The 22,583-nt window shown below is 49.4% G+C and carries 25 protein-coding genes; 6 read left to right on the top strand and 19 right to left on the bottom strand.

Annotation, left to right across the window (positions count from 1 at the left end; all coding sequences use genetic code 11):
- Positions 1 to 37: 37 nt before the first annotated feature.
- The 11 genes from BZ167_RS13740 to BZ167_RS13690 form a co-directional block, all read right to left on the bottom strand.
- Complete coding sequence (locus tag BZ167_RS13740) at positions 38 to 670, bottom strand: two-component system response regulator LiaR (RefSeq protein ID WP_007410060.1); 633 nt, start codon at positions 668 to 670, stop codon at positions 38 to 40.
- The gene (liaS, locus tag BZ167_RS13735) at positions 648 to 1,730 is read right to left on the bottom strand and encodes a two-component system sensor histidine kinase LiaS (RefSeq protein WP_003151796.1); all 1,083 of its coding nucleotides are present in this window, start codon (positions 1,728 to 1,730) and stop codon (positions 648 to 650) included. Before liaS ends, BZ167_RS13740 begins: the two co-directional genes overlap by 23 nt.
- A complete protein-coding gene (liaF, locus tag BZ167_RS13730) occupies positions 1,727 to 2,458 on the bottom strand; it encodes a cell wall-active antibiotics response protein LiaF (protein ID WP_003151794.1) in 732 nt (243 codons plus the stop codon). The genes liaS and liaF overlap by 4 nt, the downstream gene beginning before the upstream one ends.
- Positions 2,459 to 2,484: 26 nt before the next feature.
- Positions 2,485 to 3,354 (bottom strand): LiaG family protein, encoded by an 870-nt coding sequence (liaG, locus tag BZ167_RS13725; protein ID WP_007410058.1) that lies wholly within the window; start codon positions 3,352 to 3,354, stop codon positions 2,485 to 2,487.
- Positions 3,355 to 3,459: 105 nt separating this feature from the next.
- Positions 3,460 to 4,137, bottom strand: coding sequence for a stress responsive protein LiaH (gene liaH, locus BZ167_RS13720; protein ID WP_007410057.1), 678 nt, complete (start codon positions 4,135 to 4,137; stop codon positions 3,460 to 3,462).
- A gap of 13 nt (positions 4,138 to 4,150) precedes the next feature.
- Positions 4,151 to 4,531 carry a protein liaI gene (locus BZ167_RS13715; RefSeq protein WP_007410056.1) on the bottom strand — a complete coding sequence of 127 codons (381 nt, stop codon included), beginning with the start codon at positions 4,529 to 4,531 and terminating at the stop codon, positions 4,151 to 4,153.
- 166 nt (positions 4,532 to 4,697) lie between these two features.
- Positions 4,698 to 5,966, bottom strand: a complete 1,269-nt coding sequence (locus BZ167_RS13710) for an MFS transporter (RefSeq protein WP_007410055.1) — start codon at positions 5,964 to 5,966, stop codon at positions 4,698 to 4,700.
- A 164-nt stretch (positions 5,967 to 6,130) separates the two neighbouring features.
- The gene (locus tag BZ167_RS13705) at positions 6,131 to 6,700 is read right to left on the bottom strand and encodes a cob(I)yrinic acid a,c-diamide adenosyltransferase (RefSeq protein WP_007410054.1); all 570 of its coding nucleotides are present in this window, start codon (positions 6,698 to 6,700) and stop codon (positions 6,131 to 6,133) included.
- Positions 6,697 to 7,923 carry an ABC transporter ATP-binding protein gene (locus BZ167_RS13700; protein WP_039063616.1) on the bottom strand — a complete coding sequence of 409 codons (1,227 nt, stop codon included), beginning with the start codon at positions 7,921 to 7,923 and terminating at the stop codon, positions 6,697 to 6,699. The genes BZ167_RS13705 and BZ167_RS13700 overlap by 4 nt, the downstream gene beginning before the upstream one ends.
- Positions 7,920 to 8,966, bottom strand: a complete 1,047-nt coding sequence (locus BZ167_RS13695; RefSeq protein ID WP_025285248.1) for a FecCD family ABC transporter permease — start codon at positions 8,964 to 8,966, stop codon at positions 7,920 to 7,922. The genes BZ167_RS13700 and BZ167_RS13695 overlap by 4 nt, the downstream gene beginning before the upstream one ends.
- Positions 8,929 to 9,873, bottom strand: a complete 945-nt coding sequence (locus tag BZ167_RS13690) for an ABC transporter substrate-binding protein (RefSeq protein ID WP_007410050.1) — start codon at positions 9,871 to 9,873, stop codon at positions 8,929 to 8,931. The genes BZ167_RS13695 and BZ167_RS13690 overlap by 38 nt, the downstream gene beginning before the upstream one ends.
- Positions 9,874 to 10,060: 187 nt before the next feature.
- Between BZ167_RS13690 and BZ167_RS13685 the strand changes: the two genes are divergently transcribed.
- Positions 10,061 to 10,852 (top strand): SDR family NAD(P)-dependent oxidoreductase, encoded by a 792-nt coding sequence (locus tag BZ167_RS13685; RefSeq protein ID WP_015240561.1) that lies wholly within the window; start codon positions 10,061 to 10,063, stop codon positions 10,850 to 10,852.
- Positions 10,853 to 10,903: 51 nt separating this feature from the next.
- On the opposite strand, the gene BZ167_RS13680 is transcribed toward BZ167_RS13685, so the two are convergent.
- From BZ167_RS13680 to BZ167_RS13660, 5 genes are all read right to left on the bottom strand, one after another.
- Complete coding sequence (locus BZ167_RS13680) at positions 10,904 to 11,782, bottom strand: SMP-30/gluconolactonase/LRE family protein (RefSeq protein WP_015418192.1); 879 nt, start codon at positions 11,780 to 11,782, stop codon at positions 10,904 to 10,906.
- Between the two features lie 63 nt (positions 11,783 to 11,845).
- Positions 11,846 to 13,588 carry a HAMP domain-containing sensor histidine kinase gene (locus BZ167_RS13675; RefSeq protein ID WP_012118418.1) on the bottom strand — a complete coding sequence of 581 codons (1,743 nt, stop codon included), beginning with the start codon at positions 13,586 to 13,588 and terminating at the stop codon, positions 11,846 to 11,848.
- The gene (locus tag BZ167_RS13670; protein ID WP_003151779.1) at positions 13,585 to 14,304 is read right to left on the bottom strand and encodes a response regulator transcription factor; all 720 of its coding nucleotides are present in this window, start codon (positions 14,302 to 14,304) and stop codon (positions 13,585 to 13,587) included. Before BZ167_RS13670 ends, BZ167_RS13675 begins: the two co-directional genes overlap by 4 nt.
- Positions 14,305 to 14,477: 173 nt before the next feature.
- Entirely contained in the window at positions 14,478 to 14,714 is a 237-nt protein-coding gene (gene rsoA / locus BZ167_RS13665; protein WP_003151778.1) for a sigma-O factor regulator RsoA, read from the bottom strand.
- Entirely contained in the window at positions 14,711 to 15,247 is a 537-nt protein-coding gene (locus BZ167_RS13660; RefSeq protein ID WP_087920805.1) for a sigma-70 family RNA polymerase sigma factor, read from the bottom strand. The genes rsoA and BZ167_RS13660 overlap by 4 nt, the downstream gene beginning before the upstream one ends.
- A 242-nt stretch (positions 15,248 to 15,489) precedes the next feature.
- Here BZ167_RS13660 and BZ167_RS13655 point away from each other — a divergent pair, with 242 nt between their 5' ends.
- The 3 genes from BZ167_RS13655 to BZ167_RS13645 all read left to right on the top strand — a co-directional run bounded on the left by BZ167_RS13655 (position 15,490) and on the right by BZ167_RS13645 (position 17,412).
- Positions 15,490 to 15,645 (top strand): YvrJ family protein, encoded by a 156-nt coding sequence (locus tag BZ167_RS13655; protein WP_012118419.1) that lies wholly within the window; start codon positions 15,490 to 15,492, stop codon positions 15,643 to 15,645.
- 117 nt (positions 15,646 to 15,762) lie between these two features.
- Entirely contained in the window at positions 15,763 to 16,923 is a 1,161-nt protein-coding gene (locus tag BZ167_RS13650) for an oxalate decarboxylase family bicupin (protein WP_007410043.1), read from the top strand.
- 66 nt (positions 16,924 to 16,989) lie between these two features.
- Positions 16,990 to 17,412 (top strand): acid stress-sensitive anti sigma factor RsiO, encoded by a 423-nt coding sequence (locus tag BZ167_RS13645; protein ID WP_015418194.1) that lies wholly within the window; start codon positions 16,990 to 16,992, stop codon positions 17,410 to 17,412.
- A 36-nt stretch (positions 17,413 to 17,448) separates the two neighbouring features.
- Here BZ167_RS13645 and BZ167_RS13640 read toward each other — a convergent pair whose 3' ends face one another.
- The 3 genes from BZ167_RS13640 to BZ167_RS13630 are packed head-to-tail and all read right to left on the bottom strand — an operon-like array spanning position 17,449 to position 20,318.
- Complete coding sequence (locus BZ167_RS13640) at positions 17,449 to 18,252, bottom strand: ABC transporter ATP-binding protein (RefSeq protein ID WP_063094432.1); 804 nt, start codon at positions 18,250 to 18,252, stop codon at positions 17,449 to 17,451.
- Positions 18,253 to 18,270: 18 nt separating this feature from the next.
- The gene (locus BZ167_RS13635) at positions 18,271 to 19,281 is read right to left on the bottom strand and encodes a FecCD family ABC transporter permease (protein WP_033574859.1); all 1,011 of its coding nucleotides are present in this window, start codon (positions 19,279 to 19,281) and stop codon (positions 18,271 to 18,273) included.
- Entirely contained in the window at positions 19,281 to 20,318 is a 1,038-nt protein-coding gene (locus BZ167_RS13630) for a FecCD family ABC transporter permease (RefSeq protein ID WP_031378357.1), read from the bottom strand. The genes BZ167_RS13635 and BZ167_RS13630 overlap by 1 nt, the downstream gene beginning before the upstream one ends.
- Before the next feature lie 247 nt (positions 20,319 to 20,565).
- Between BZ167_RS13630 and BZ167_RS13625 the strand changes: the two genes are divergently transcribed.
- Positions 20,566 to 21,504: an iron-hydroxamate ABC transporter substrate-binding protein gene (locus BZ167_RS13625; RefSeq protein WP_061860864.1), complete on the top strand. Its 939-nt coding sequence runs from the start codon at positions 20,566 to 20,568 to the stop codon at positions 21,502 to 21,504.
- 147 nt (positions 21,505 to 21,651) lie between these two features.
- Entirely contained in the window at positions 21,652 to 22,566 is a 915-nt protein-coding gene (locus BZ167_RS13620) for a class I SAM-dependent methyltransferase (protein ID WP_077392111.1), read from the top strand.
- The last annotated feature ends 17 nt before the right edge of the window (positions 22,567 to 22,583 follow it).

The following is a 22,583-nucleotide window of genomic DNA, read 5'->3' as shown; positions in this document are numbered from 1 at the left end:
TTCCTCGGGAGAGTGTGCTGGCACCGCTCTCCTTTTCTTATGTCACGAGATGATTGCGGTGGGCATATACGGCTGCCTGCGTGCGGTCACTGACATCAAGCTTTGACAATATATTCGTAATGTGGGTTTTCACCGTTTTAATCGTAATGAACAGCTCTTCACCAATCTCTTTATTCGTCTTGCCTTCCGCGACGAGACAGAGGATTTCCAGTTCTCTTTTTGTCAGCGTTTCATGCGGAAGCTGATTCTCTGAATGGCGCAGCCTTGACAGCACTTTTCCCGCCACCTTCGATTCAAGCTTCGGTTCGCCCTTGGCAGCCGCTCTGATGGCTTCGGCTATTTCTGCCGCCTTGGACGTTTTCAGCAAATAGCTGAGCGCTCCCGCTTCGATCACCGGATACACTTTGTCGTCATCAATAAAGCTCGTCAGCACGATGATTTTCGGGTCATTGAGTGTCGCGCAGATCTGTTTTGTCGCTTCGATACCGTCCATGCCGTCCATGACGAGGTCCATTAAAATCACATCCGGCAAAAGCTTTGCGGCCAGATCGACGCCCTGCTGCCCGTCTGATGCTTCACCGGCGACTTCAATGTCCGGCTGTGCTTCTAAAAATGCGGCCAGACCCATCCTGACCATTTCATGATCATCAATCAGTAACACTCGAATCACTGTCGTTCTCTCCTTTTGTTTTCTGATAAATCGGGACTTTCACGTCGATCTGCGTGCCTTTTCCCTTTACGGAGATAATTTCCGCTATGCCGCCGATTTCACTCGCTCTTTCCTTGATGGAATGCAGGCCGTATGAGGATGCTTTCACTTGATCCATCGTAAAACCCGCCCCGTTATCAATGACTTTAAGCTGAAGTTTTTGATGTTTCGCGCCGAGCCTGACGGTGACCTTGGTCGCCTTTGAATGTCTGAAAACGTTGGAAAGCGCCTCCTGCACGATGCGGAACAGATGGTCTTCAACGCCTTTTGACACACCCGTATCGCTGATGTCCCACTCAATATCCAGCGGCTGCTTCGCTTTGAACTCTTTTAACAGCTCAATCAGCCCTTCTTTTAAGCCTTTTCCTTCTAAAGTGACGGGCCGCAAATGCAATAGCAGCGCTCTCATCTCGTTTTGCGCTTCCCCCGCCATATGTTCAACCATGCGAATCCGTTTGACGATTTTGTCATCCGCATCTTTCACCTGCTCTAAGACGGCGGATGTCATCATAGAAATGGCAAAGAGCTGCTGGCTGACGGCATCGTGCAGATCGCGCGCCAGCCGCTGGCGTTCTTCAGTGATGACCGATTTTTTCATTTGATCCTGCCATTCCGCACGTTCGTTGGAGAGCTTTTGCAGCGATGTGACCTGGAGCTCGACCCGCTTGGCCATTTCGTTGAGCTGATCTGCCGCCAGACCGATTTCATCATCGCCGAGCGGCGGCACCCGATAAGCAAAATTGCCGTTTTCAAATTTCAAAACCGCTTCAATCAGTGTATCCATCCTTGTTTTCAGGCGGCCGCCGTATACATAACCGGAAATCAATCCCGCCGAAAGAGACGCCAGAAGCAGGATCACCACAAACGGAATACCGAACCAGCCGGAAGAAAACAGCAGCATCGGGTCAAGCCCGTAATACAGCAGCATCAGCGTAATAAACACCGCGCAAAGGAGCAGACTGAGTCCCGCGGTCATCCGCATGGCGCGCCACTGAATATTGGCGAGTAATTTTTTCCTCATAAATACTTCACATCCACATCGCCGATGAATAACGAAATTGAAATTTTAATCCGCCGCGGCGAGTCGCCGTACTCAGACGATACTTTATACAGATTCGGGCTCATGCCGCTTTTCTTAGAGCCGAGCAGGTTCATATCGCCGATAAAAGCCGATGAACTGACGGACACTTCGATATCCGGCGGGACGTACACATCGACATTGCCTATGACACCGCTGATGGTCATCGTGCTTTCTCCTTCGGGAATCATCGCTTTTGACAAATCAATTTTCACATCGCCGATGAATCCGGAAACATTTAAATCATTCAGCTCAAACGGGTCCTTCATCATCCGGAGCTCGCCGATAAAAAAGCTGCGGAGGTCCGGCTGTCTGCTTTCCGTCTGGGCGGAAGGCTTTGGCTGCTCTTCTTTTTCAAGATTGATTTTCTTCTCTTTATGTTCATACACGCGCTTTCCTTTCAGGAGCCTGTAGCCCGCGTATATGAGAAAGGCGGCGAAGGCATAGCCGAACAGGTTAAAGGTGGCGCTGAACAGGTTCCTCAAAAATAAAAAAGCGGCGAAGATATACAGGACGGAGCCGAGCCAGCCGCGGGAATATTTATTAAAAATATAACCTGTGATCAGAAAAAAGAGCGGCCAAAACAAGAAGTCGCCGATGCCGATAATACGCAAAAACATGCTGACGCCTAATAAGGCGATGATAAGTCCGAGAATCTGTTTTTTTGCCATCAGCTGCTTGCCCCTCCTTTCCTTGACTATTGCAGTGCAATATTGCCGCTCGTCACTTTTATATCAATCGGCCTGGCGCCGCTGCCTTTCATGCCGGTAAATGCCCCGCCTTCCTTACTCGTTTTCTCAAAGGAATAAGACGGCCGAATCCTTCCGCTTGCCGTCTCGGCGTTCACCGTAAAACTTCCGTCTTTCGGCAGGCTGATCGCTGCGCTGCCGCTCGCAAGCCTGACGGATACGGGAGCATCCGCCGTCTCAAGCGAGGCATCGACACTGCCAGAAGCGACCCGCACGTCAAGGGCGCCCGCCACATGTTGAAGCCCGACATGTCCCGAGGATAAACGGACAGCCCCCGTTTTTGCCGCAAGGCCTGCTGCTGTGAGATTGCCCGACAGCCCCTTCGCTTCAAACACATCCGTCTTCACGTGCTTCAGCGACATGTTCCCGCTTACAGAACGGACGCCGAGGTGCGCAAGAGACAGCCCCTTGTTTCCGTCGACGGCAATGCTGCCGCTTGATGTATGGACGGTGATGTCCCGATGATAATCATACGGAATGCGGACAATCAGCAGAGGGCGCTGAAAGAGATTCAGAAATTGGAACCCTTTCTCCTTCGCTTTAAGATTGAGGGTCTTTCCCCTGCTTTGGACAAACATTTTCCCCGCCGGTCCCGTCATGTTTGCCGCGATATCATTCCGCGCTTCCGCGATGATTTTTACATCCGTCTGTTCCGATGAAACCGACAGGCTGTTGACGGCACGCGGCGGTATGCTTGCCGATTCCGCTTCTGTTTCGCACAGCGGAAAAAAACGCCCGGCAAACACTTCTTTCACCAAAAACAGACAGCAGATCAGAACGGACGCCGCCATCAGTCCTTTGGCAATCTTACGCTTCATTACGTTCCATCCTTTTTCATTCATTTTATTATAAAGGAAAAGCCGGAGAATTGATACGTGCGTATAGGGAAGAGGCGTAAACGCGCCGATCTTCCCTTGTGCACATTATTCATGAGCCGCTTTTTGACGCTCTGTTTTTTCCAGAGAAAGCGAGCGCATTTTTTCAATCTCAGCTTCCACCTCGTCTGAATATTGGGAGCGGCTGTATTCTGTGTTCGCCTCAGCTGAAGTGCCGTATTTGACGCGGACTTCCATTTCTTCAATGCGGCTTTCCATTCGAAGGAACTCTCTGTAGGCGCTTTCGCTGTCAATTTTGTCGAAAGAAGCGTTCATATGTTCCTTCGCATTTGCCGCGTTTGCGCGGGCGATGAGCGCCTGTTTTTTATCCTTTACGTCGCGGAGGCGCGTTTCTAAAGTTTCCAGCTGCTCTTTCAGCTCTGCCAGCTGTGTTTTCGCCTGCTCATACGCTTTTTCATGTTCGGCCGCTTTTCCCTCAAGGTATTTCATTTCAGTCAGCGCCTTTTTCGCCAGCTCCTCTTCCCCGGCATCAAAAGCAAGCTGAGCCTGGTTTTTCCGTTTTGCCGCCGTTTCGGAGGCGTCTTCCTGTTTTTTCTTAAACTGATGGACGATCGTATGCTGTTTGACAATCGTTTGTTTCGCCTTAGCGATGTCACTTTCCATATCACGCACATATTGATTCAGCATGACTTTCGGATTTTCTAATTTATCAAGCCCTTCGTTAACAGATGCGACGAACATATTTCTTATTCTTTTTAAGACCATTTTGTCTTCCTCCTTATTTTTTCTTCAGAAATTCTTCCCATTCAGAGTCAAATCCGGATTGATAGCCCGGTGATGCCGCTTCCGGTTCATACTGGCGGGAAGCGGTATCTGAGCCGCCCTGCTTCATCATCTTCCACCCGAAATACACCATGGCGCCGGCCAGTCCGATCGCAACGATAAATGGAAGAGAACCGACGAGAATCATAGCTCCGATGACGCCCGCGATGATACCCGATACCGCCCGGCCTTTTGAAAAACGTTTGATTCCCCAGTAAAGCATCAGGCCTCCGATCGCCAGCGGGATGATAAATGCGAAATGGCCTCCTCCGAAAAAGACAGAAAGTCCGAACACAATCAGCAGAAAGCCGCCTGCCGTTTTACCATTTATATTCATGCAGATCCTCCTTTCGTTTTCCTTGTCTTTACTATAAACAAATCCCGCGGCCGGCAAAACGAGTCAGAGATTGATTTTCATATCAGACCGGAGTCGTATAAGCCCCCGGACCTTCGCATAAAAAAACGCCGCTGCACCGGACGGCGCAGGGCGTTTCACGAAAAATCTATATTCTGATGCTCGCTTCTTTTTCCCTGATGAGATCTGAGCGTTCGGCTTTGGCCAGCTTCGTAAAGAACAATATTCCGAGACCGGACAGGACTTCAACGAGACCGCCTGCGGCAATGACTTTTCCGGGACCGAAGGCGTTAGCCGCGTATCCGCAAAGAACCGCGCCGAGCGGAATGGATATGTTTGAGATCATATGGATGACGGCATAGACTTGCGGCTGGTCATCATGGTCCACAGACGTCTGAATAATCGTATATTCCGGCACATTAATAGCGCTGACGGCAGATCCGAACGCAAACGCGGCGAGGAAGACGAGCGGCAGAAAAGTGTTGAGGCCGGTGATGAAAAATGCCGCTCCTTCTATGATTCCCGCTGACACAAACAGGAGGCCGTATTTGTTCACCTTCACCTTAGCCAAAATAAAACCCATTAAAAAGGCTCCGCCCGTGCCTGTCGCTTTCAAAAGCGAGTAGATGATCGGCGGCATGTTTAAATCTTCGGCGACATAAACGGCAGAGAGCGCCTCCCACGGAGCGGCCGCAAAATTCATGAAGATACAATAGATGGCGAGCGGGTATAAAATCTGGTGTTTCCTGACAAGAACGAAACCCCGTTTGAGCCTTCCGAAATACGTCCCGCGCTGTCTGACGGCGACTGTATCCTGTTTGGCATGCTGGACTTGGTATGACATAAAGAGTACGAGAAAACCTGATAGAAGATAGAATATAAGAGCGATAAACAAAGAATAAGCGGGACTGATAAATGTTAAGAACACCCCGCTCAGCGTAATGGCGGCAAGCCTGACGATCTGGCCTGATGACTGGATGACCGCATTCGCTTTCTGCAGGCTGTTTTCTCTGACAATATTGGGGATTAATGAGATAGATGCAGGATTATAAGCGGCTCCCGTGGCTGAATGCACAATCATGAGAAGCATGACAAACCATAAAGGAGAAAAACCGTTAAAGTAACAGACCGGAATGATCAACACGACCGCCGCGCGCGTCAGGTCGGAGAAATACATCCAGAATTTCAGCGTATGCTGCTTCATAAAAGGCCCGGTAATCGGCGCCAGCATCGCCTCCGGAAGGAACGTGACCGCAATGAGCAGGGACGTGCCGATCGCGCCTTCCCCGTCAAAAATCAAAAACCACAGAATGGAATTAAAGGCAAAACCGTCGCCTGACAATTTAACCAGCCTTGAGATAAACAGAAGGGTGAAATTTTTATTCCAGATGCTCTCGCTCTTATTATATGTATCCATCTATCAAATCCCCCATTATTTTACAATGTTTCTTATAATATCTCATTTTTTAATTTTTCAGTCAATAATGCATAAGATACATTTTCCTCCTGTCAATAAAGGTTCAATTGATGGATATCTCTATAAAAAAACAGCCGGCTTGCTGCTGCCGGCTGAACAAAACATTATTCATCATCACGGAATACCGCGGCGCTTCTTTCATACTCTATATCCTGAACGCCCTGTCTTGCGTTAACCGCTCTTGCCGCCGCGAAAAAATAATCAGACAGGCGGTTCAAGTAACGCATCACCGTATCGTTTATCTCTTCTGTTTTGCCGAGTTTCACGATGAGACGCTCAGCCCGTCTCGTGACGGTCCGCGCGATGTGAAGCTGAGCAGCCGCCTTATGCCCGCCCGGAAGAATAAATTTCTCAAGCGGGGGCGCTTCAGCCGTGTAACGGTCTATGCAGTCTTCCAATGCGGAAATAGATGTCTCTCTTAATGTATAGCTTCTATGTTCAGTGACCGTCGCCAAGTCGCCGCCGCAGTCAAACAGCTCATGCTGAATGTTTCGGAGTTCGGCTTTCACATCACCGCAATTCTCACAATCATCAAGCTCCGCAAGCGCAAGCCCGATAAAGCTGTTCAGCTCATCAATCGTCCCGTAGCTTTCAACCCGCAGACTGTCTTTATCCGTTCTGCCGCCGATCAGGCTTGTCTGTCCTTTATCACCGGTTTTCGTATACAGCTTCATCGTTGTATTCCTCCTTCTTCCGCCGCTTTTACACATGCCGCGGTTCCTCTTCTGACGGCTCTTTCCGCGCGAGGGACGTCCATCGCCTCTCCTGTCTGCAAGGCACAAATGACAATGTCGCCTTTTGCCTGTCTGCCGGAAAGAGCCTGCATTCTCGCTTCAGCCGCTGCCGTTAACAGCCGTACAAATCCCTGTTCCGATAAACGTCCGCTGATCAGCACCCAAACGGTATGCTGCGCAGTCACGGCAATTGTGACCGAATCAAACGTACGGCAGATCAAACCAGCGGCCGCTGAACCGGAAAGCCGGCGGCTCCACGAAAAGCCCGGGCCGTCAGATGCGGTTGACAACATTCTGAACGGCCGTTCTGTATGAAGCGTTACGGTATTTCCGCTTTTGTTTATCTGAGAGGCGAACGGAACGTTGACGGGCTCTCTTTCCTCCCGCGCTTCCGGCATGAACGCGATCAGCGGTTTCGGCGACGATTGCTGGGCAACAGCGCTGACGGTGATGCCGTAAATGTCTTCAATCGTCTCTTTTTTCAAAGCCTGATCCGGCGTCTGCTTCGGAAAAGCGCGCCCGTCTTTCATCATCAGGAGCTGATCACAATATTGGCCTGCGGCGTTTAGGTCGTGAAAAATACTGATGACCGTCAGGCCTCTTTCTCTCGTCAGCCGCTTCACCGTATCAAGCAGGTCTTTCTGATATTTGAGATCAAGAAAGGTTGTCGGCTCATCCAGACACAGCACCTCAGGCTGCTGAGCCAGCGCCTGCGCCAGAAAGACGCGCTGCCGCTCCCCTCCGCTCAGATTGCAGACGGATTGCTGCGCATATCGGTCGATGCCCGTCATTTCCATCGCTTCCCGGACAATGTCTTCGTCATGTTGATCCATCTGTCTGAAGAGTCCTTTTTGATACGGGTATCTGCCGAAAGACACTGTTTCCTTAACGGTAAATGTAAAAGCTTGCTCCGTATGCTGCGGCAAAACGGCCATGATTTTCGCAAGTTCCCGCGGCTTGTATCCGCCGACGGGCCTGCCTGCTACGAGCGCCTCGCCTTTTGACGGAAAGAGCATTCCCGTCAGCAATTTCAACAGCGTTGTTTTTCCCGAGCCGTTCGGACCGAGTATGCCGACAAATTCACCTTTTCCCGCGGTAAAGCTGACATCTTCCACAATCATCCGGCCTCCGTACCCGCCGGACAGGCTGCTCACCCTGATCATAAGCGTTTCCCTCCATGATGCTGGCGAAGCAGAATCAAGGCAAACACAGGCGCTCCCGCCAAAGCCGTCATAATGCCGATCGGCAATTCGACAGGCTCAATGACGGTGCGGGAAAACAAATCCGCCAAAATGAGAAACCCGGCGCCCGTCAATGCTGACAGCGGCAGTAAATGGCGATGATCCGTCCCCCACAAAAGCCGTGTCACGTGGGGAATGACAAGGCCGACAAATCCGATCGTCCCCGAGACGGCAACCGCTCCTCCCGTCAGCAGAGATCCGGCGGCGATCATCAGCCATTTTCTTTTTCCCGTACTGACGCCTAACAGCCTTGCCTTTTCTTCTCCATAAGTCATAATGTTTAATTCTCTGCCATTGATAAGCAGAAGCGCCGTCCCGGCCAGAAAAAAAGGCAGAAACAGCGCGACATAGCCCCAGCCCCTCATTGACACGCTTCCTAACAGCCAGCGGACAATCGGGAGCAGATCATTGCCCGTTAAAGCGATCACAAGCGATATGAGAGCCCCGAGAAAAGAATTCATGATGATGCCTGTCAAAATGAGCGTCGAAACCGACATCGACGCATGAACGAGGCGGCTGAAAAACAGAACCGCCGCCATGACCGCAATGGCTGCGGCGATGCTGACAACCGGTAGTGTGAACCGGCCGATGACGGGAATCTGAATGCCGAAAAACAAGGTGATAACGGCTCCCGCTGAGGCTCCCGAAGATACCCCGAGTGTATAAGGGTCGGCGAGCGGATTTTTCAGAAGTCCCTGAAACGCCGCTCCCGCAATGGATAACGCGGCTCCGACAAGGGCAGCCAGAACGACTCTCGGCAGGCGGATATTCATCATAATATTTACATTCATAGGGTCAGCCGAGGATGTCCGGCCGATCCCGATCCAAAAAACGTCGGATAAAGGAATATGCAGACTGCCGATTGAAATGCCGAGTGCCGTACAAACGGCTAAAAACAGCAGGCTGACCGTGTAGGCCAGCGGGCGGTTACTTTTTAAACGTTTCAGGATAAACGCTTTCTGCAAGCTTCTCGACCCCTTTGACAAGGCGCGGGCCTGAGCGTGTGACAAGGTCGGGATCAACAGAATAGACATTGTGGTGTTTGACCGCATTGACGGCACCCCAGCCGGCGCGTTTTTCCACTTCAGCGGCCTTTACGCCGTCTGTCGTAATGATGACGTCCGGATTCATTTTGACAATCGCTTCATCCGTCAGCTGAACCCAGCCGGTCTGGCTGCCGGCGGCGTTTTTCGCGTGTATATCTTCAAGCATTTCGTTCATAAACGTGCCTTTCCCCGTCGTGTAGCCGTCAGGAGACACTTCGACGAATACTTTCTTTTCGTCTTTTTCAGAAATGGCCGCCGCTTTCTTTTCTATGCCGGAAAGGTCGGATTTCATCGATTTGATCAGCTTATCCGCCTGCTTTTCTTTGCCGGCCGCTTTTCCGATCATGCTGATTGATTTGTACACATCTTGGAACGATTGCGCATCATTGACCGTTAAGACGGTGATGCCCGCATCTTTCAGCTGCTTCATCGCATCGGCGGAAGCGGACATAGAGGACGCGTGGGCAAGCACGAGATCCGGCTTCAGCGCGATGACTTTTTCAGCGTTCACATTCATATCTCCGACTTTCGTTTTTTTTACCGCTTCTTTCGGATATGTATCATTTGTCGTGACGCCTGCGACCTTATCTCCCAGTCCGAGCGCGTATGTAATTTCCGTATTGCTCGGCATGAGGGAAACGATTTTTTCCGGTGCCTGCTTTATGGTTACTTTTTCGTTCGCGGCATCCTTAATGGTTACCGGGAATGCTTCGGTTGAGACGGCTTTTTGTTTGGCCGCGCTTCCTTCTTCCTGTGCGCCGGAACAGCCGGCGATCACAAAGGCGGTGACCAAAAGCGCCGCCCAGACGGCAGTGATCTTCTTCATTCTTTTAACTCCCCCTGATTATGGTAAACGATTGTCTCTTTGACATTCGTATCCTTTTTTCGCAGTAATTATACTATAAGTCTTTAAGGCTTGTATATCCGGCCTTTTTGCATGAAAGCAAATTGTTCGTACACACTAAAATTCATCATGTATACTGTTACACAATGGTGTAAAAAGGAGGATTATCATGGAATTACAGCTTGAACGAAAGCTCGTGTTGATTACAGGATCAACCTCAGGCATCGGAAAAGCCGCGGCAAAAAGCTTTTTAGCCGAAGGCGCCGAGGTGATTATAAACGGAAGAAAAAAAGAAACTGTGGAACGGACGGTTGAGGAGCTTTCCGCTTACGGAACGGTTCACGGCATCGCTGCGGATTTATCGCGTCAGGATGAGGCGGATGACTTGATAAAGCGCGCCGGCGGAATCGGGGAAGTCGATATTCTCGTCAATAATCTCGGTTTTTTTGAAGTAAAGGACTTCACTGAGGTGTCTGATGACGAATGGACTCGGTATTTTGAAGTGAATGTTATGAGCGCCGTGCGCCTGTGCCGGCGTTTTCTCCCGCAAATGCTCGAAAGAAACAGCGGACGGATTCTGAACATCTCCAGTGAAGCCGGTGTCAAACCGCTTGCGCAAATGATTCCGTATTCAATGACGAAAACGGCGTTAATCAGCTTGTCCCGGGGAATGGCGGAAATGACGAAAGGCACAAATGTCACGGTCAACTCCGTGCTGCCGGGACCGACATGGACCGAAGGCGTCGCTTCTTACATGGAAGGAGCCGCAAAGGCTGCCGGAGAAGACACAGACAGCTTCGTCCGGGATTATTTTAAAGTGAATGAACCGACATCATTGATTCAGCGCTATGCAACCCCGGAAGAAGTCGCCAATACGATTGTATTTCTCGCTTCATCAGCGGCTTCTGCCATTAATGGCACCGCACAGCGGGTTGAAGGCGGCATCATCCGCTCCATTTAACACAAAAAAGCCCGGCACAATGGGAACTTCCCCATATGCCAGGGCTTTTTTTTACATCATGCCTGCAAACGGAACCGGCTCCCAGCCGCCCGTCTCAAGCTCTGCTGAAAACAGGCCGCCCGCATGCGGCTGCTCAAGTCTTTCGGCTTCCGTCAATTTTTCCGTCGCGGTCGTAATGTATAACGTGTTCAAGTCTCTGCCTCCGAACGCGCAGCAGGTGACGTATTTCGCCGGAACTTCGATAGATGCAATTTCCTTATGCAAAAACGGGTCAATCCGGACGGCACGGCCGCCTCCGAACAGAGCCACCCACAGCATTCCGTCACGGTCAATGGTCATTCCGTCGGGAGATCCTTGCGACTCCGGAAAGCGGTAGACCGTTTTCGGATCTGATACGGCTCCGGTTTCAGGATCATATGAATAACAGACGATTTCCTGCGTCGGAGTATCGATATAGTACATCAGGTTTCGGTCCCGATCCCAATCCAAACCGTTCGAGGTGGAGACCTGGTCTTTTATTTTGGCAAGGCTGCCGTCCGTATTCAGACGGTACAGCGAAGCCTCCTCTTCTTTGCCTTCCATGCTCGTCGTTCCCGCCCATAATCTGCCGGACGGATCGCATTTTGCGTCATTGAAACGGATATCTTCCCGCATGTCTTTCGGCTGCTTCATCTTCGTCAATGTGTCTTCCCGAAGATTGTACAGGTAAAAACCGTCTTTCATCGTCATCACCAGCTCTTCCTTTGAATACAAGGCCAGAGCCGTGACAAATGATTTGAATTTAACGGAACGGTTGATTCCGTCAGCCGGAGTGAAGATATGCAGCTGGCTGCCCAGTATATCCACCCAGTACAGGCATTGCTTGTCCTTGTCCCATAAAGGGCCTTCTCCGATAACTGCTCTCGTATCTGCTCGTAATGCTGCTTCCATGTGTGAACACCTCTTTTGCTTGTCAGTCTTCTATTGTTATTCCCGACAAAGCGGCGTCCAAACTCAATCTTTTTTAAAAAGAATCGTAATCACCGTTCCGGCGCTGATTCTGCTGTTGACATGGATGGTTCCGTTATGAAGGTGAACCAGCTCCTTGGCAATGGCGAGCCCGAGTCCCGTTCCTTCTGACGGTCCCTTCGTATTCGTTCCCCGGTAATAACGGTTAAACAGCTGGTGAATCGTTTCGTCGTCCATTCCTCTTCCGTTATCTTTCACCTTCAGAATGAGCTGTTCGGCTGATTCCTCAAGCACGACCCGAATGGCGGTCCCTTTCTTATTATGCTTAACCGCGTTTGCCAGCAGATTCTCCAGAATACGGCGGAACCACGCTTCATCAATGGCGAAAAGAATGTCTTCCTTTTTGGTTTCAAAGGCGATGTCATAGCCTTCCGAGAACGTGTTTTTCGTGAAATCGTTCGTGACGTTTCTGATAAACGGCACGACGTTGATCAGCCGCCGTTCGATCGGGAGGGCCGCGTTTTTGAGGCGGTATGTTAAGTTTAAGTCCTCAATCAGCTTCGACATATATTCTGATTTTTCCCGGACGATCTGCCCCATTTCTTTGACTTCTTCCGGGGTCCAGTCGTATTGCTTCGATTCAAGCATCATGCTGTAGCCGTAAATCGTGCTCAGCGGGGTTTTTAAGTCATGGCTCAGCCCGGCGATCCACTCTTCCCTTGTCGCCTGGATTTTTTCTCTGTTTTTCTTATCCCGCTTCAGCGTGTCGGTCAGCTGATCCATCGATTCGAAAATCTCGGCGAAAAAGCGGAACGGCTGTTTTGTTTTGCCTTTTTTGTTTTTGCTGACCGGCTGTCCTTTGCGGTTCTTCGGCTCTTCAAGCCGGCCCTTTGATAAATTGACGAGCCATTTGATGGTATGAAACAGCGGCCAGCCGAAACGGAAAGAGTACCAGATGGTCAGGATGCAGATCATAAATACCAGGATTCCGATCAAGAGGAAGAGGGTTTTCATCACATTTCTCAAAAATGATTTGTTAAACTCGTGATCGGGGATGTACACGGGGTTCGGCACCGACGCGACCATCCATTTCGTTTTATCGAGTCTTTTAAAAGAAATTTCCCGTTTGTAATTCCACGGCTTGGAACTGTATTTCAGCAATTCAAGCTCATTGACGGTGTTCCGTTCTTTTTTCGTGCTGTTGATATCCCCGAGCAGTCTGCCGCTGTCTTCGAGAAGGTAGACCGCCCCTTTTTCCCGTTTAATATAATCAATCGTGCTCTTTTTATATTGAGAAAGGGAAGCGAGGGATGGCTCCTGTGATTCGATGTAAGTGAGAAGCTGCTCACTGGCGGATTTCCAGCCGAACAGAATCAAATAGGTCTCATCATTTATCGTGACCGTCCAGTAATTCAGCTTGTAGTTGTCAAAATTCCGGTACTGGTAAATGGATAAGAGATCTTTTCTGCTGTAATGGCTCGGGACGTCTTTCGGCACTCTGTACGCGTAGTCCGTTTTTTCATTGTCATTAATGATCTGCAGCCAGCCCTTCTGCTTTCGGACCGACATCTTTAAAAACTCATCGACATCCCATGTGCCGTCTTCGTTTTTATCAAGCCACGCTTCAAACGAGTCCGCGGTCGCTTTGGTCAGTCCCGCATTGGCTTCCGCTTCGCTGAAACGCCAATCCAAATAGAAGAAAGAAGCGACGGCCAAAACGGACATCAGCAGGATGACAAGCAGAAGCTGTCCGAAAAAGTGGAGCAGAAATTTTCCGCGCATTCTCATGAGCGGGTTCCTTTTTCTCCTTGATCGGGAATAAACCGATAACCGAGGCCGCGCACCGTTACAATATAGGACGGATTGCTGGGGTCTTTTTCAATTTTTTCTCTGAGCTTGCGGATATGCACCATGACGGTGTTGTTGTCGCCGTAAGACGGATATCCCCATACTTTTTCATAGATCTGATCTTTTGAGAGCACCACATCAGGGTGTTCACAGAAATATTGAAGCAATTGCAGAAGCTGTGCGGAGCAGCTGACGGGCTCTCCCCCGACGATCAGCTCGGCGTTTTGCGGTGAATAGGAAAAATGACTGTATGAATACGTCTTTACCGCCGTTTTCTCTTCGCGCTTATAGGTTCTCTTTAACGTCGCTCTGATCCGCGCCGCCAATTCGAGCGGATTAAACGGCTTTGTTATATAATCGTCAGCTCCCAATGCAAATCCTGACAGCTTATCCGCATCAGAAGAACGGGCGGTCAGAAAAAAGATCGGAGCGTCGGTATAGTTCCGGATTTCGGTGCATGCTTCAAAACCGGACATGCCTTCCATCATCACATCCAGCACGAGCAGATCCGCGGTTTCATGTTTAACAAACTCGATCGCTTCCTCAGCGCTTCCGGCTGTCTTAATGTTGTGATAGCCTTCTTTGACGAGAACGCGTTTGACCATATCAACGATCGCCTTCTCATCGTCTACAATTAAAATTGATGCATTTTCCACCTTGGACGTTCCTTTCTCTTTGTTTTTTTCATCATATCATTATATGGATAAGATTTGGTACCTTTTTAGTGCGGAGGTCTTGCGGGGAAACAGAAAAGAAAAACGAGACCGGACATCTCTTCTCGTTTTTCTCACGTTGTCAGAGCGGAATATCCATCATTCCGCCGCTTTTGTCAGGAGCTTTCATTTATAAGATGAAGTATAAATTCCCAAAAACCCGGCACTTCCTGGCATAACAGCATGTCCGCTTTTTCAACGATTTTAATCTTCAATTCTTGTTCAAGATCTTCTCTTTCCTGGTATGATGTATTGCTCAGTTTTTTTTTTATCATTGGCGAAAAACGCGAAATCAAAAGTTCCATTTCGTCGGTATCTGTGTTCTCTTTGTTGAAGTCAAATGGCCCGTTCACTGCTTATTTTCCCCCTTTTTTTGCTTGTCCAGCTGCTTTCTGAGATTGTCGAGCCCTTTTTTATGAATATTGGAAATGTTCTGCCGTGATTCACCCAGCGACTCGGCAATCTCCTTCATCGTCGCTCCGTGAAGATAAATATTCGTCAGCACGCTTTTTTGTTTATCGGTTAACGTCTGAAGCGCTTCGTATAAATCACGGTTTTGGACATGCTGGCTCAAATCCCCCTGCTTCCGCAGAAACTCTTCATACGCGTCTTTTCCCATTTCATAGGGAAGCGCTTCACCTCCCTCCGGCTGATCCACCGTCAGCGGATAGCGCTTCTGATTTTTACGGATGCGCTTGTCAAAATCGATGGAGAAAATCCGGATCATAGAGTTCATATATTTGATGATCCGGATTTCCTTATAAAACTGTTTAAAATGGTCGTCCAGTGATTTTGCATCCTTCTCGTCTGAATGTTCCAGCACATTTTTAAATTTCTCGTAATGCTTTGGGTCACTTAAAAAATGTTTAACGATCGGATGTTTCATAATTTCCTTGCATTTTGACCGTAAAAGAACTTGATAGTCCATAAAACCGCCCCCTATTTAAATTAAATGAAAGAAAGCAAAAAAAAGTAAACTACTCCTTTCCGACTAAGATTCCGCACTCCTTATGTCCCGGATTTGCCGGAACAAAAAAAAGACCCTCAACCGGGATATCAGGTTTACAGGAGCCGCTCTTTCTTTCACTTATATACATGACTGCAGGTCAAGTCAGGAGGTGGCTGATAATGGATCAGGTTTTTATAGAAGAAGCGGTCAGACAGATCGGCAATCTCGGCTTTCCGGCTCTGATTGCCATGTATCTTCTCACACGGTTTGAGAAGAAGTTTGACGCCCTGATCGAACTGATGACGGAACTGAAAGATCAGAAAATGAAAAATTAATTTTCACACGAAGTTGACTTTTCATCGGAACGCATCACTTAACAAAGCAGAAGGGAAAACGAAAGGCCTTTCACATTCTCTTTCTGAAAAAACAAAGCTTGAGAGGAGACGATTTACATGTCAAAAGAAAACAACTGCAATATCCCGCAGCCGATCAGAGGAGACAAAGGGGCGACCGTCACGATTCCGCGCAACCTTGAAAGAGACCGCCAAAATCCGGATATGCTGACGCCGCCGGAAACGGATCACGGCACAGTGGATAATATGAAATTCTCTTTCTCAGATGTGCACAACCGGCTGGAAAAGGGCGGATACGCGCGTGAGGTGACCGTTCGCGAGCTGCCGATTTCTGAGAATCTGGCATCTGTCAACATGCGTTTAAAACCGGGCGCCATCCGTGAGCTGCACTGGCATAAAGAAGCGGAATGGGCATATATGCTGACAGGCAAAGCGCGGGTCACGATTGTTGATGAACAGGGACGCAGTTTTATCGATGACGTGAAGGAAGGAGATCTGTGGTACTTCCCGTCAGGCCTGCCGCACTCCATTCAGGCGCTGAAAGAAGGCTGTGAATTCCTCTTGGTTTTTGATGACGGTTCTTTCTCAGAAAACAGCACATTCCAAGTGACTGACTGGCTTGCACACACACCGCTTGATGTCATTGCCAACAACTTCGGGGTTTCAGAAAAAGACCTCGCCGGCCTGCCCGGGAAAGAAAAATATATCTTTGAAGAGCCGGTTCCCGGGAAGCTGAAAGATGACATTGTGGAAGGCCCGAACGGTGAAGTGCCTTATCCGTTCACTTACCGCCTGCTGGATGAAGGCCCGACTGCTGAGACGGATGGCGGCAAAGTATATATCGCGGATTCCACAAACTTCAAAGTGTCCAAAACGATCGCTTCAGCGCTTGTCGTGGTCGAACCGGGCGCAATGAGAGAGCTGCACTGGCATCCGAACACGCATGAATGGCAGTATTATATTTCCGGTAAAGGGCGGATGACGGTTTTTGCATCGGACGGCCATGCAAGAACATTTAACTATCAGGCCGGGGATGTCGGTTACGTTCCGTTCGCAATGGGCCACTATGTGGAGAATTTGGGAGATGAGCCGCTCGTCTTCCTGGAAATCTTCAAGGATGACCACTATGCCGATGTGTCCCTGAACCAATGGCTTGCCATGCTCCCTGAGAAATTCGTCCAGCAGCATCTGGATCTGGGCAAAGACTTTACGGATATTCTTTCGAAAGAGAAACACCCTGTCGTCAAAAAGAAATGCTGAAGATACACACCGGCTTGCAGAGTTCCGTCTCTGCAAGTCTCCTCTGTGTGAAAAGGAGCTGAACAGATGATCAATCAAAACGGGACGAAAATGTTTTTTCTTCAGGTGCTCCGGTATGCCCTGGCAGCCGCTGCCGTATTATTCGGGTATTTCATCGTGATGATGGCTGTATTTTCATTAGCCGGGACGAGCTACGGATCGATGGCGTACGTCCTGCTTTTTTCCGTGCTTTTTATTCTTCTCGGTTTATGTTTTGAACCGCTTGAGCGGCTGATGATACATAGCTTTACCTTTTTTGGGACGGGCAGGCTGCCTTTTCTCCTTTTAGCCAGCACCGTTCAGCTGCTGTTCCTCTGGATGACCGCGTATACGACGGATAAACTGATTGAAAAGATTTGGCTGTCAACGACGGAGGAGCTGATTGTGGCGGGGGTTTTTTTCGTTTTGGATAAATGCGTCTCCGGACAAAAGCAGCCCCGGGCGCAATAAAAAAACGCAGGCCGGAATGGCTCTGCGTTTTTTTCATCATACCGTTGCGCTTTCATGCCGGATTAAATCGTAGGTTAAGCAGACCGGTTTGTTCGTGCGCGGATCTTTTACAATCTGTGCGTCAATTTGGAAAACGTCTTCCAATATTCCGGGAGTCATGACTTCCTCCGCCGTTCCTTCCTTGATGACGCGCCCTTTTTTCAGGGCGATCATGTAATGGGAAAAACGGGCGGCATGGTTCAGATCATGAATGACCATTAAGATGGTGCGGCCCTGCTCCTTGTTTAATTTGTCCAGCAGCTGCAAAATTTCAAGCTGATGGGCGAGATCTAAATAAGTGGTCGGTTCATCAAGAAGCAGCAGCTCCGTTTCTTGAGCGAGCGCCATGGCGATCCACACACGCTGCCGCTGCCCCCCGGAAAGCGCTTCGATCGGCCGGTCGTAAAATTCGGCCATCCCCGTCTCTTCCAGCGCCCATTTGATCATGTCACGGTCTTTATCACTCAAACGGCCCATTCCGGACTGATGCGGAAACCTGCCGTAAGAAACAAGTTCGTACACCGTCAGCCCGCTCGGCGCTTCAGGCGTCTGCGGAAGAATTGCCATTTCCTTGGCGATGTCTTTCGTGGATTTTTGCATGATCGCCTGTCCGTTTAAATAGACGGCGCCGGATTTCGGTTTCATGATTCTTGACATCGTTTTGAGAACCGTCGATTTTCCGCAGCCGTTCGGACCGATCAGTGTTGTAATTTTTCCTTTCGGGATGGCGATATCCAATTCTTTCGCTATCAAACGGTCGCCATAACCGACAGTAAGCTGTTCCGCCGATAATGAGTTCATCGCGGCAGTCTCCTTCCTCTATTTCGTTTTCATCAGCAAATATACAAAATAAGGCGCTCCGAGCACGGAAATCACCAGGCCGACGGGAACTTCGGACGGTGCAAGCACATTTCTCGCCAGCGTATCGGCAAGCAGAAATAAAAATGCTCCGATTAAAGCCGAAACCGGGATAAGCGTCTGGTGGCGCGGTCCGGTAAGCCTTCTGGCCAAATGCGGCGCAATGAGTCCGAGAAAAGCGATTCCGCCGGCTGCCGCAACACATGACGCGGTCAGGGCAACGGCGCACATCAGCAGAACGCGCCGCTCCTTTTCAACCCGGGTGCCGAGCCCCGCCGCCAGCTGATCACCGAGCTGAAGCACATTTAAATACCTGGCTTTATAGAGGCTGAACGGTAAAAGAACCAGCAGCCACGGCAAAATGGACAGCACCATTTTCCAATTGGCGTTCCAAATCGAACCGGAAATCCATACAAGCGCCTGCATGAAATCCCGCGGGTCCATTTTCAGCTGAAAAATCAAGAGAAGCGCATTAAACCCCGCATTGACGCCGATCCCGACCAAAACGAGCCGGACAGGTGAAACGCCTTTTTTCCAAGCCATCACATAGATGAGCAGCGCAGCCAGAAAAGCCCCCGCCAAAGCGCTCACCGGAAGCAGCCATGTACCGGCCATGCTTAAATCAACAGCTGATCCTTGGAAAAAGAAGATAAACAAAACGACCGCCAAAGACGCCCCGGCGTTAATCCCGAGAATGCCCGGCTCCGCCAAGTCATTTTGAGACACGCTTTGAAAAATCGCGCCTGAAACCGCGATTCCGGCGCCGACCAGCAATGACAGCACCATGCGCGGCAGTCTGAATTCAAATAAAACGAGCTGATCCCGGGCATCCCCCTGTCCGAAAAAGACACGTAGCGTATCAAGAGGCGCAATCCGGATCACACCCATGTTTAAGCTGATAAAAAAGACGATGCATATGAGCAAAAACGTAACGGCCATGACCGCCAGCGGTTTTTTCGATTTTACATTCATTACAGCCCTCTCCTTTCCCTGCGCGCCAAATAAAAGAAAAAGGGAACGCCGATAAGGGCGGTTAAAGCGCCGACCGGTGTTTCAAACGGCGCATTGACGAGTCTTGCGGCAATATCACTGAAGACTAACAGAACGGCGCCGAATACCGCCGAACAGGGAATGATCCACCTGTAATCTACCCCGACTAAAAATCGGGTGATATGCGGAATCACCAAGCCGATAAAAGAAATGGCTCCGGCGACTGAGACTGAAGCCCCCGTCAAGAGGACAACGACAAACATTCCGATTACTTTCACAAGCGATGTGTACTGCCCGAGCCCTTTGGCCAGCTCTTCACCCAAGCTCAGCACCGTCACTGAGCGCGCAATCAGAAATGCCAGCAAAAGTCCGATAACCCCGACCGCCAACAGCAGCTGCACGCCTTCCCATTTCACGGAAGCGACTCCTCCGGCGTACCAGAACTTCACATCCTGGGCGACATCAAAACGGATCGCAATCGCGCTTGAAAGCCCCGTTAAGAAATAACCGACTGCCGTACCGGCCAGCGCGAGCTTCACCGGTGTCAGACCGCCTTTTGAAAACAGGCCGATGCCAAACACAATAAGCGCTCCGATTCCCGCTCCCGCAAAGGACCACAAAACAAGTCCCGCCGCAGACAGGCCCGGAAAAAAAGCAAACGCCAATGCGATCGCAAATCCTGACCCCGACGTCACGCCCATAATCGAAGGCTCAGCAAGCGGGTTCCGCGTCAGCCCCTGCATAATCGCCCCGGACACAGCTAAAAAAGCCCCGACGAGCGCGGCGGCGGCGGTTCTCGGCAGCCTCAGATCGCGTATGATTTGATGAGATGTATTTTGCGGCTGAAAGTGAAAGAGAGCATCCCACACCGTCCGCAGATGAATATCGGCAGCTCCGATGGAAACAGACAGAGCCGCGCCGATCAATAAAACCGCAATCCCGGCACACAGCAGCACAGCCGCTCTGAATGAACGCGCCGTCCACTGGATTTCACTCCCTGATGCCCCTAGAGCCGTCATTGTCTGTTTCTTTTTCAATAGACCCAACACTCGTTCTTCCTTTCTCAAAACAAGAATGGTAATGATAATGATTATCAATGACTTGTTTCAGTATAGCACTTTTATCTTCTCTTTTAATAGACCTAATTTCATATAAAAAAAGAAAGTTTTTCTTAAAAAAGAGCGTGCTTCTCTATGAAAGCAGTGATATAATCACACTGATAATGATTCTCTTTATCACTAATTTTCATGAAAGAAGGAATGTCAGATGTTCCATACATACAAGAAAATCGGCGCAGCGCTGATTGCCATGCTGCTCATCGCCGCTTTGGCCGCATGCGGCAATTCTTCAGACACGAAAGGTTCTTCTGAAAAAGAAGAAACCATCACGTATAAAGCCGAAAACGGCAATATTAAAATTCCGAAGCACCCGAAACGGGTCGTCGTCATGGCTGACGGCTACTACGGCGACTTTAAACAGCTCGGCATCAATGTTGTCGGCGCGCCGCAAAACGTATTTAAAAACCCTTATTACAAAGGGAAAACAAAAAGTGTGACAAACATCGGCGACGGCACGTCCGTTGAAAAAATCATTGACTTAAAGCCGGATTTAATCGTGGTCTGGACGACACAAGGCGCCGATATTGAAAAACTGGAAAAAATCGCGCCGACCATCGCCATTAAATATGACAAGCTCAGCAACATTGATCAATTCAAAGAGTTTGCGAAAATGACAGGCACTGAAGATAAAGCAGACAAATGGCTGGCTGAATGGGACAAGAAAACCGCTGCCGCTAAAACAAAGGTTCAAAAAGCGGTCGGGTCAAAAACCATCTCCATCATGCAGACAAACGGAAAAGACATCTATGTATTCGGTAAAGACTTCGGCCGCGGCGGAAGCATCATTTATGACAAACTCGGGCTGAAGGCCACAAAACTGACGCAGGAAAAAGCCATTAATCAAGGGCCGGGCTACGCCAGCATTTCACTCGAGAAACTGCCTGACTTTGCGGGAGACTACATCTTTATGGGGCCATGGCAGGCCGGCGGTGACGACAAAGGCGTGCTTGACAGCTCAATCTGGAAGAACCTCGATGCCGTCAAACAAAACCATGTCTACCGCATTGATCCGATCGGCTTCTATTTCTCAGACCCGATCTCACTTGAAGGCCAGCTCGACTACATCACAAAAAGCTTAACAAAGTAACCCCGAAGCCGCTGTCACAGCGGCTTTTTATTACGCTTAAAACTTGACAAAAAAAATTTATTTATGCTATAATTTACATTTTTGGATTAACATGTATAATAAGATTCTCCCGGCCGGAGATTGATGTAAATAACGGAGGATCTTTATATGAAAGAAAACAAGGCGAGTATGACTTCCCTGCTGTCCGCTTTCGGAAGGGCGTACCACAGTAAATACGACACCCCGGTGATATTTGATGATTTTATGGCACAAGATCTGATTTCCGAAAAAGAGCATTCGGACATCCGCGATCATCTGATGCAAGGTATATCATTTTTCAGTAAAGACATGGCACAGAGGCTTCAAGGCCAACCGAATGACATCTTAAAATGGGTGACTCAAGTACAGCTGTCTCCTACACCGTTAGCCCGTGCCGCATATTGTGAAGAAGTGCTTTTGAATGAAGTGAAGCTCGGGGCCAAACAGTATGTTATCCTTGGCGCGGGGCTCGATACTTTCTGTTTCAGGCATCCTGAGATGACAAACGCCTTAGACATATTTGAAATCGATCATCCCGCTTCACAAGAAGACAAAATAAACAGATTGAAACATCTGAATCTCGACATTTCCCATCATCTTCATTTTGTACCGATGGACTTCGCCGCTTCGCTTTCTTTCAGCCGTCTGTATCAGGAAGGTTTTTCACGCCAAAAAACCTTTTTCAGCCTGCTCGGTGTGTCATACTATCTTACGAAAGAGCATCTCGCCCGCCTGCTCACACAATTATTTGCCGAAGTCCCGCCAGGAAGCTCTATCGTGTTTGATTATGCAGATGAGTCGCTCTTTGAAGAAAGAGGACTGTCAAACAGAGTGGAAAACATGGTGAAAATGGCTGCAGCAAGCGGAGAACCGATGTTATCGTGTTTCAGTTATAAAGAAATCGAAAAAATATTAGAATCATCAGGTCTGCTTATTTATGAACATTTATCTCCGGCGGACGTCAATGACCGTTTTTTCAGCGGACGCACTGACCATTTAACCGCATTCGAGACCATTCATTATATACATGCCGTCAAAAAGTAATCAGCTGCCGCAAACAA

Source organism: Bacillus sp. 275 (genome assembly GCF_001999205.1).
GTDB classification, from domain to species: Bacteria; Bacillota; Bacilli; order Bacillales; family Bacillaceae; genus Bacillus; species Bacillus velezensis.
This window is presented reverse-complemented; position numbering and strand designations above follow the sequence as displayed.

Bases quoted from the DNA above. Each gene is read 5' to 3' on its own strand.
- liaS (WP_003151796.1), bottom strand. From the start codon at position 1,730: ATGAGGAAAAAATTACTCGCCAATATTCAGTGGCGCGCCATGCGGATG.
- liaF (WP_003151794.1), bottom strand. From the start codon at position 2,458: ATGGCAAAAAAACAGATTCTCGGACTTATCATCGCCTTATTAGGCGTC.
- liaG (WP_007410058.1), bottom strand. From the start codon at position 3,354: ATGAAGCGTAAGATTGCCAAAGGACTGATGGCGGCGTCCGTTCTGATC.
- liaH (WP_007410057.1), bottom strand. From the start codon at position 4,137: ATGGTCTTAAAAAGAATAAGAAATATGTTCGTCGCATCTGTTAACGAA.
- BZ167_RS13715 (WP_007410056.1), bottom strand. From the start codon at position 4,531: ATGAATATAAATGGTAAAACGGCAGGCGGCTTTCTGCTGATTGTGTTC.
- BZ167_RS13710 (WP_007410055.1), bottom strand. From the start codon at position 5,966: ATGGATACATATAATAAGAGCGAGAGCATCTGGAATAAAAATTTCACC.
- BZ167_RS13705 (WP_007410054.1), bottom strand. From the start codon at position 6,700: ATGAAGCTGTATACGAAAACCGGTGATAAAGGACAGACAAGCCTGATC.
- BZ167_RS13700 (WP_039063616.1), bottom strand. From the start codon at position 7,923: ATGATCAGGGTGAGCAGCCTGTCCGGCGGGTACGGAGGCCGGATGATT.
- BZ167_RS13690 (WP_007410050.1), bottom strand. From the start codon at position 9,873: ATGAAGAAGATCACTGCCGTCTGGGCGGCGCTTTTGGTCACCGCCTTT.
- BZ167_RS13685 (WP_015240561.1), top strand. From the start codon at position 10,061: ATGGAATTACAGCTTGAACGAAAGCTCGTGTTGATTACAGGATCAACC.
- BZ167_RS13680 (WP_015418192.1), bottom strand. From the start codon at position 11,782: ATGGAAGCAGCATTACGAGCAGATACGAGAGCAGTTATCGGAGAAGGC.
- BZ167_RS13675 (WP_012118418.1), bottom strand. From the start codon at position 13,588: ATGAGAATGCGCGGAAAATTTCTGCTCCACTTTTTCGGACAGCTTCTG.
- BZ167_RS13660 (WP_087920805.1), bottom strand. From the start codon at position 15,247: ATGAAACATCCGATCGTTAAACATTTTTTAAGTGACCCAAAGCATTAC.
- BZ167_RS13655 (WP_012118419.1), top strand. From the start codon at position 15,490: ATGGATCAGGTTTTTATAGAAGAAGCGGTCAGACAGATCGGCAATCTC.
- BZ167_RS13650 (WP_007410043.1), top strand. From the start codon at position 15,763: ATGTCAAAAGAAAACAACTGCAATATCCCGCAGCCGATCAGAGGAGAC.
- BZ167_RS13645 (WP_015418194.1), top strand. From the start codon at position 16,990: ATGATCAATCAAAACGGGACGAAAATGTTTTTTCTTCAGGTGCTCCGG.
- BZ167_RS13640 (WP_063094432.1), bottom strand. From the start codon at position 18,252: ATGAACTCATTATCGGCGGAACAGCTTACTGTCGGTTATGGCGACCGT.
- BZ167_RS13635 (WP_033574859.1), bottom strand. From the start codon at position 19,281: ATGAATGTAAAATCGAAAAAACCGCTGGCGGTCATGGCCGTTACGTTT.
- BZ167_RS13630 (WP_031378357.1), bottom strand. From the start codon at position 20,318: ATGACGGCTCTAGGGGCATCAGGGAGTGAAATCCAGTGGACGGCGCGT.
- BZ167_RS13625 (WP_061860864.1), top strand. From the start codon at position 20,566: ATGTTCCATACATACAAGAAAATCGGCGCAGCGCTGATTGCCATGCTG.
- BZ167_RS13620 (WP_077392111.1), top strand. From the start codon at position 21,652: ATGAAAGAAAACAAGGCGAGTATGACTTCCCTGCTGTCCGCTTTCGGA.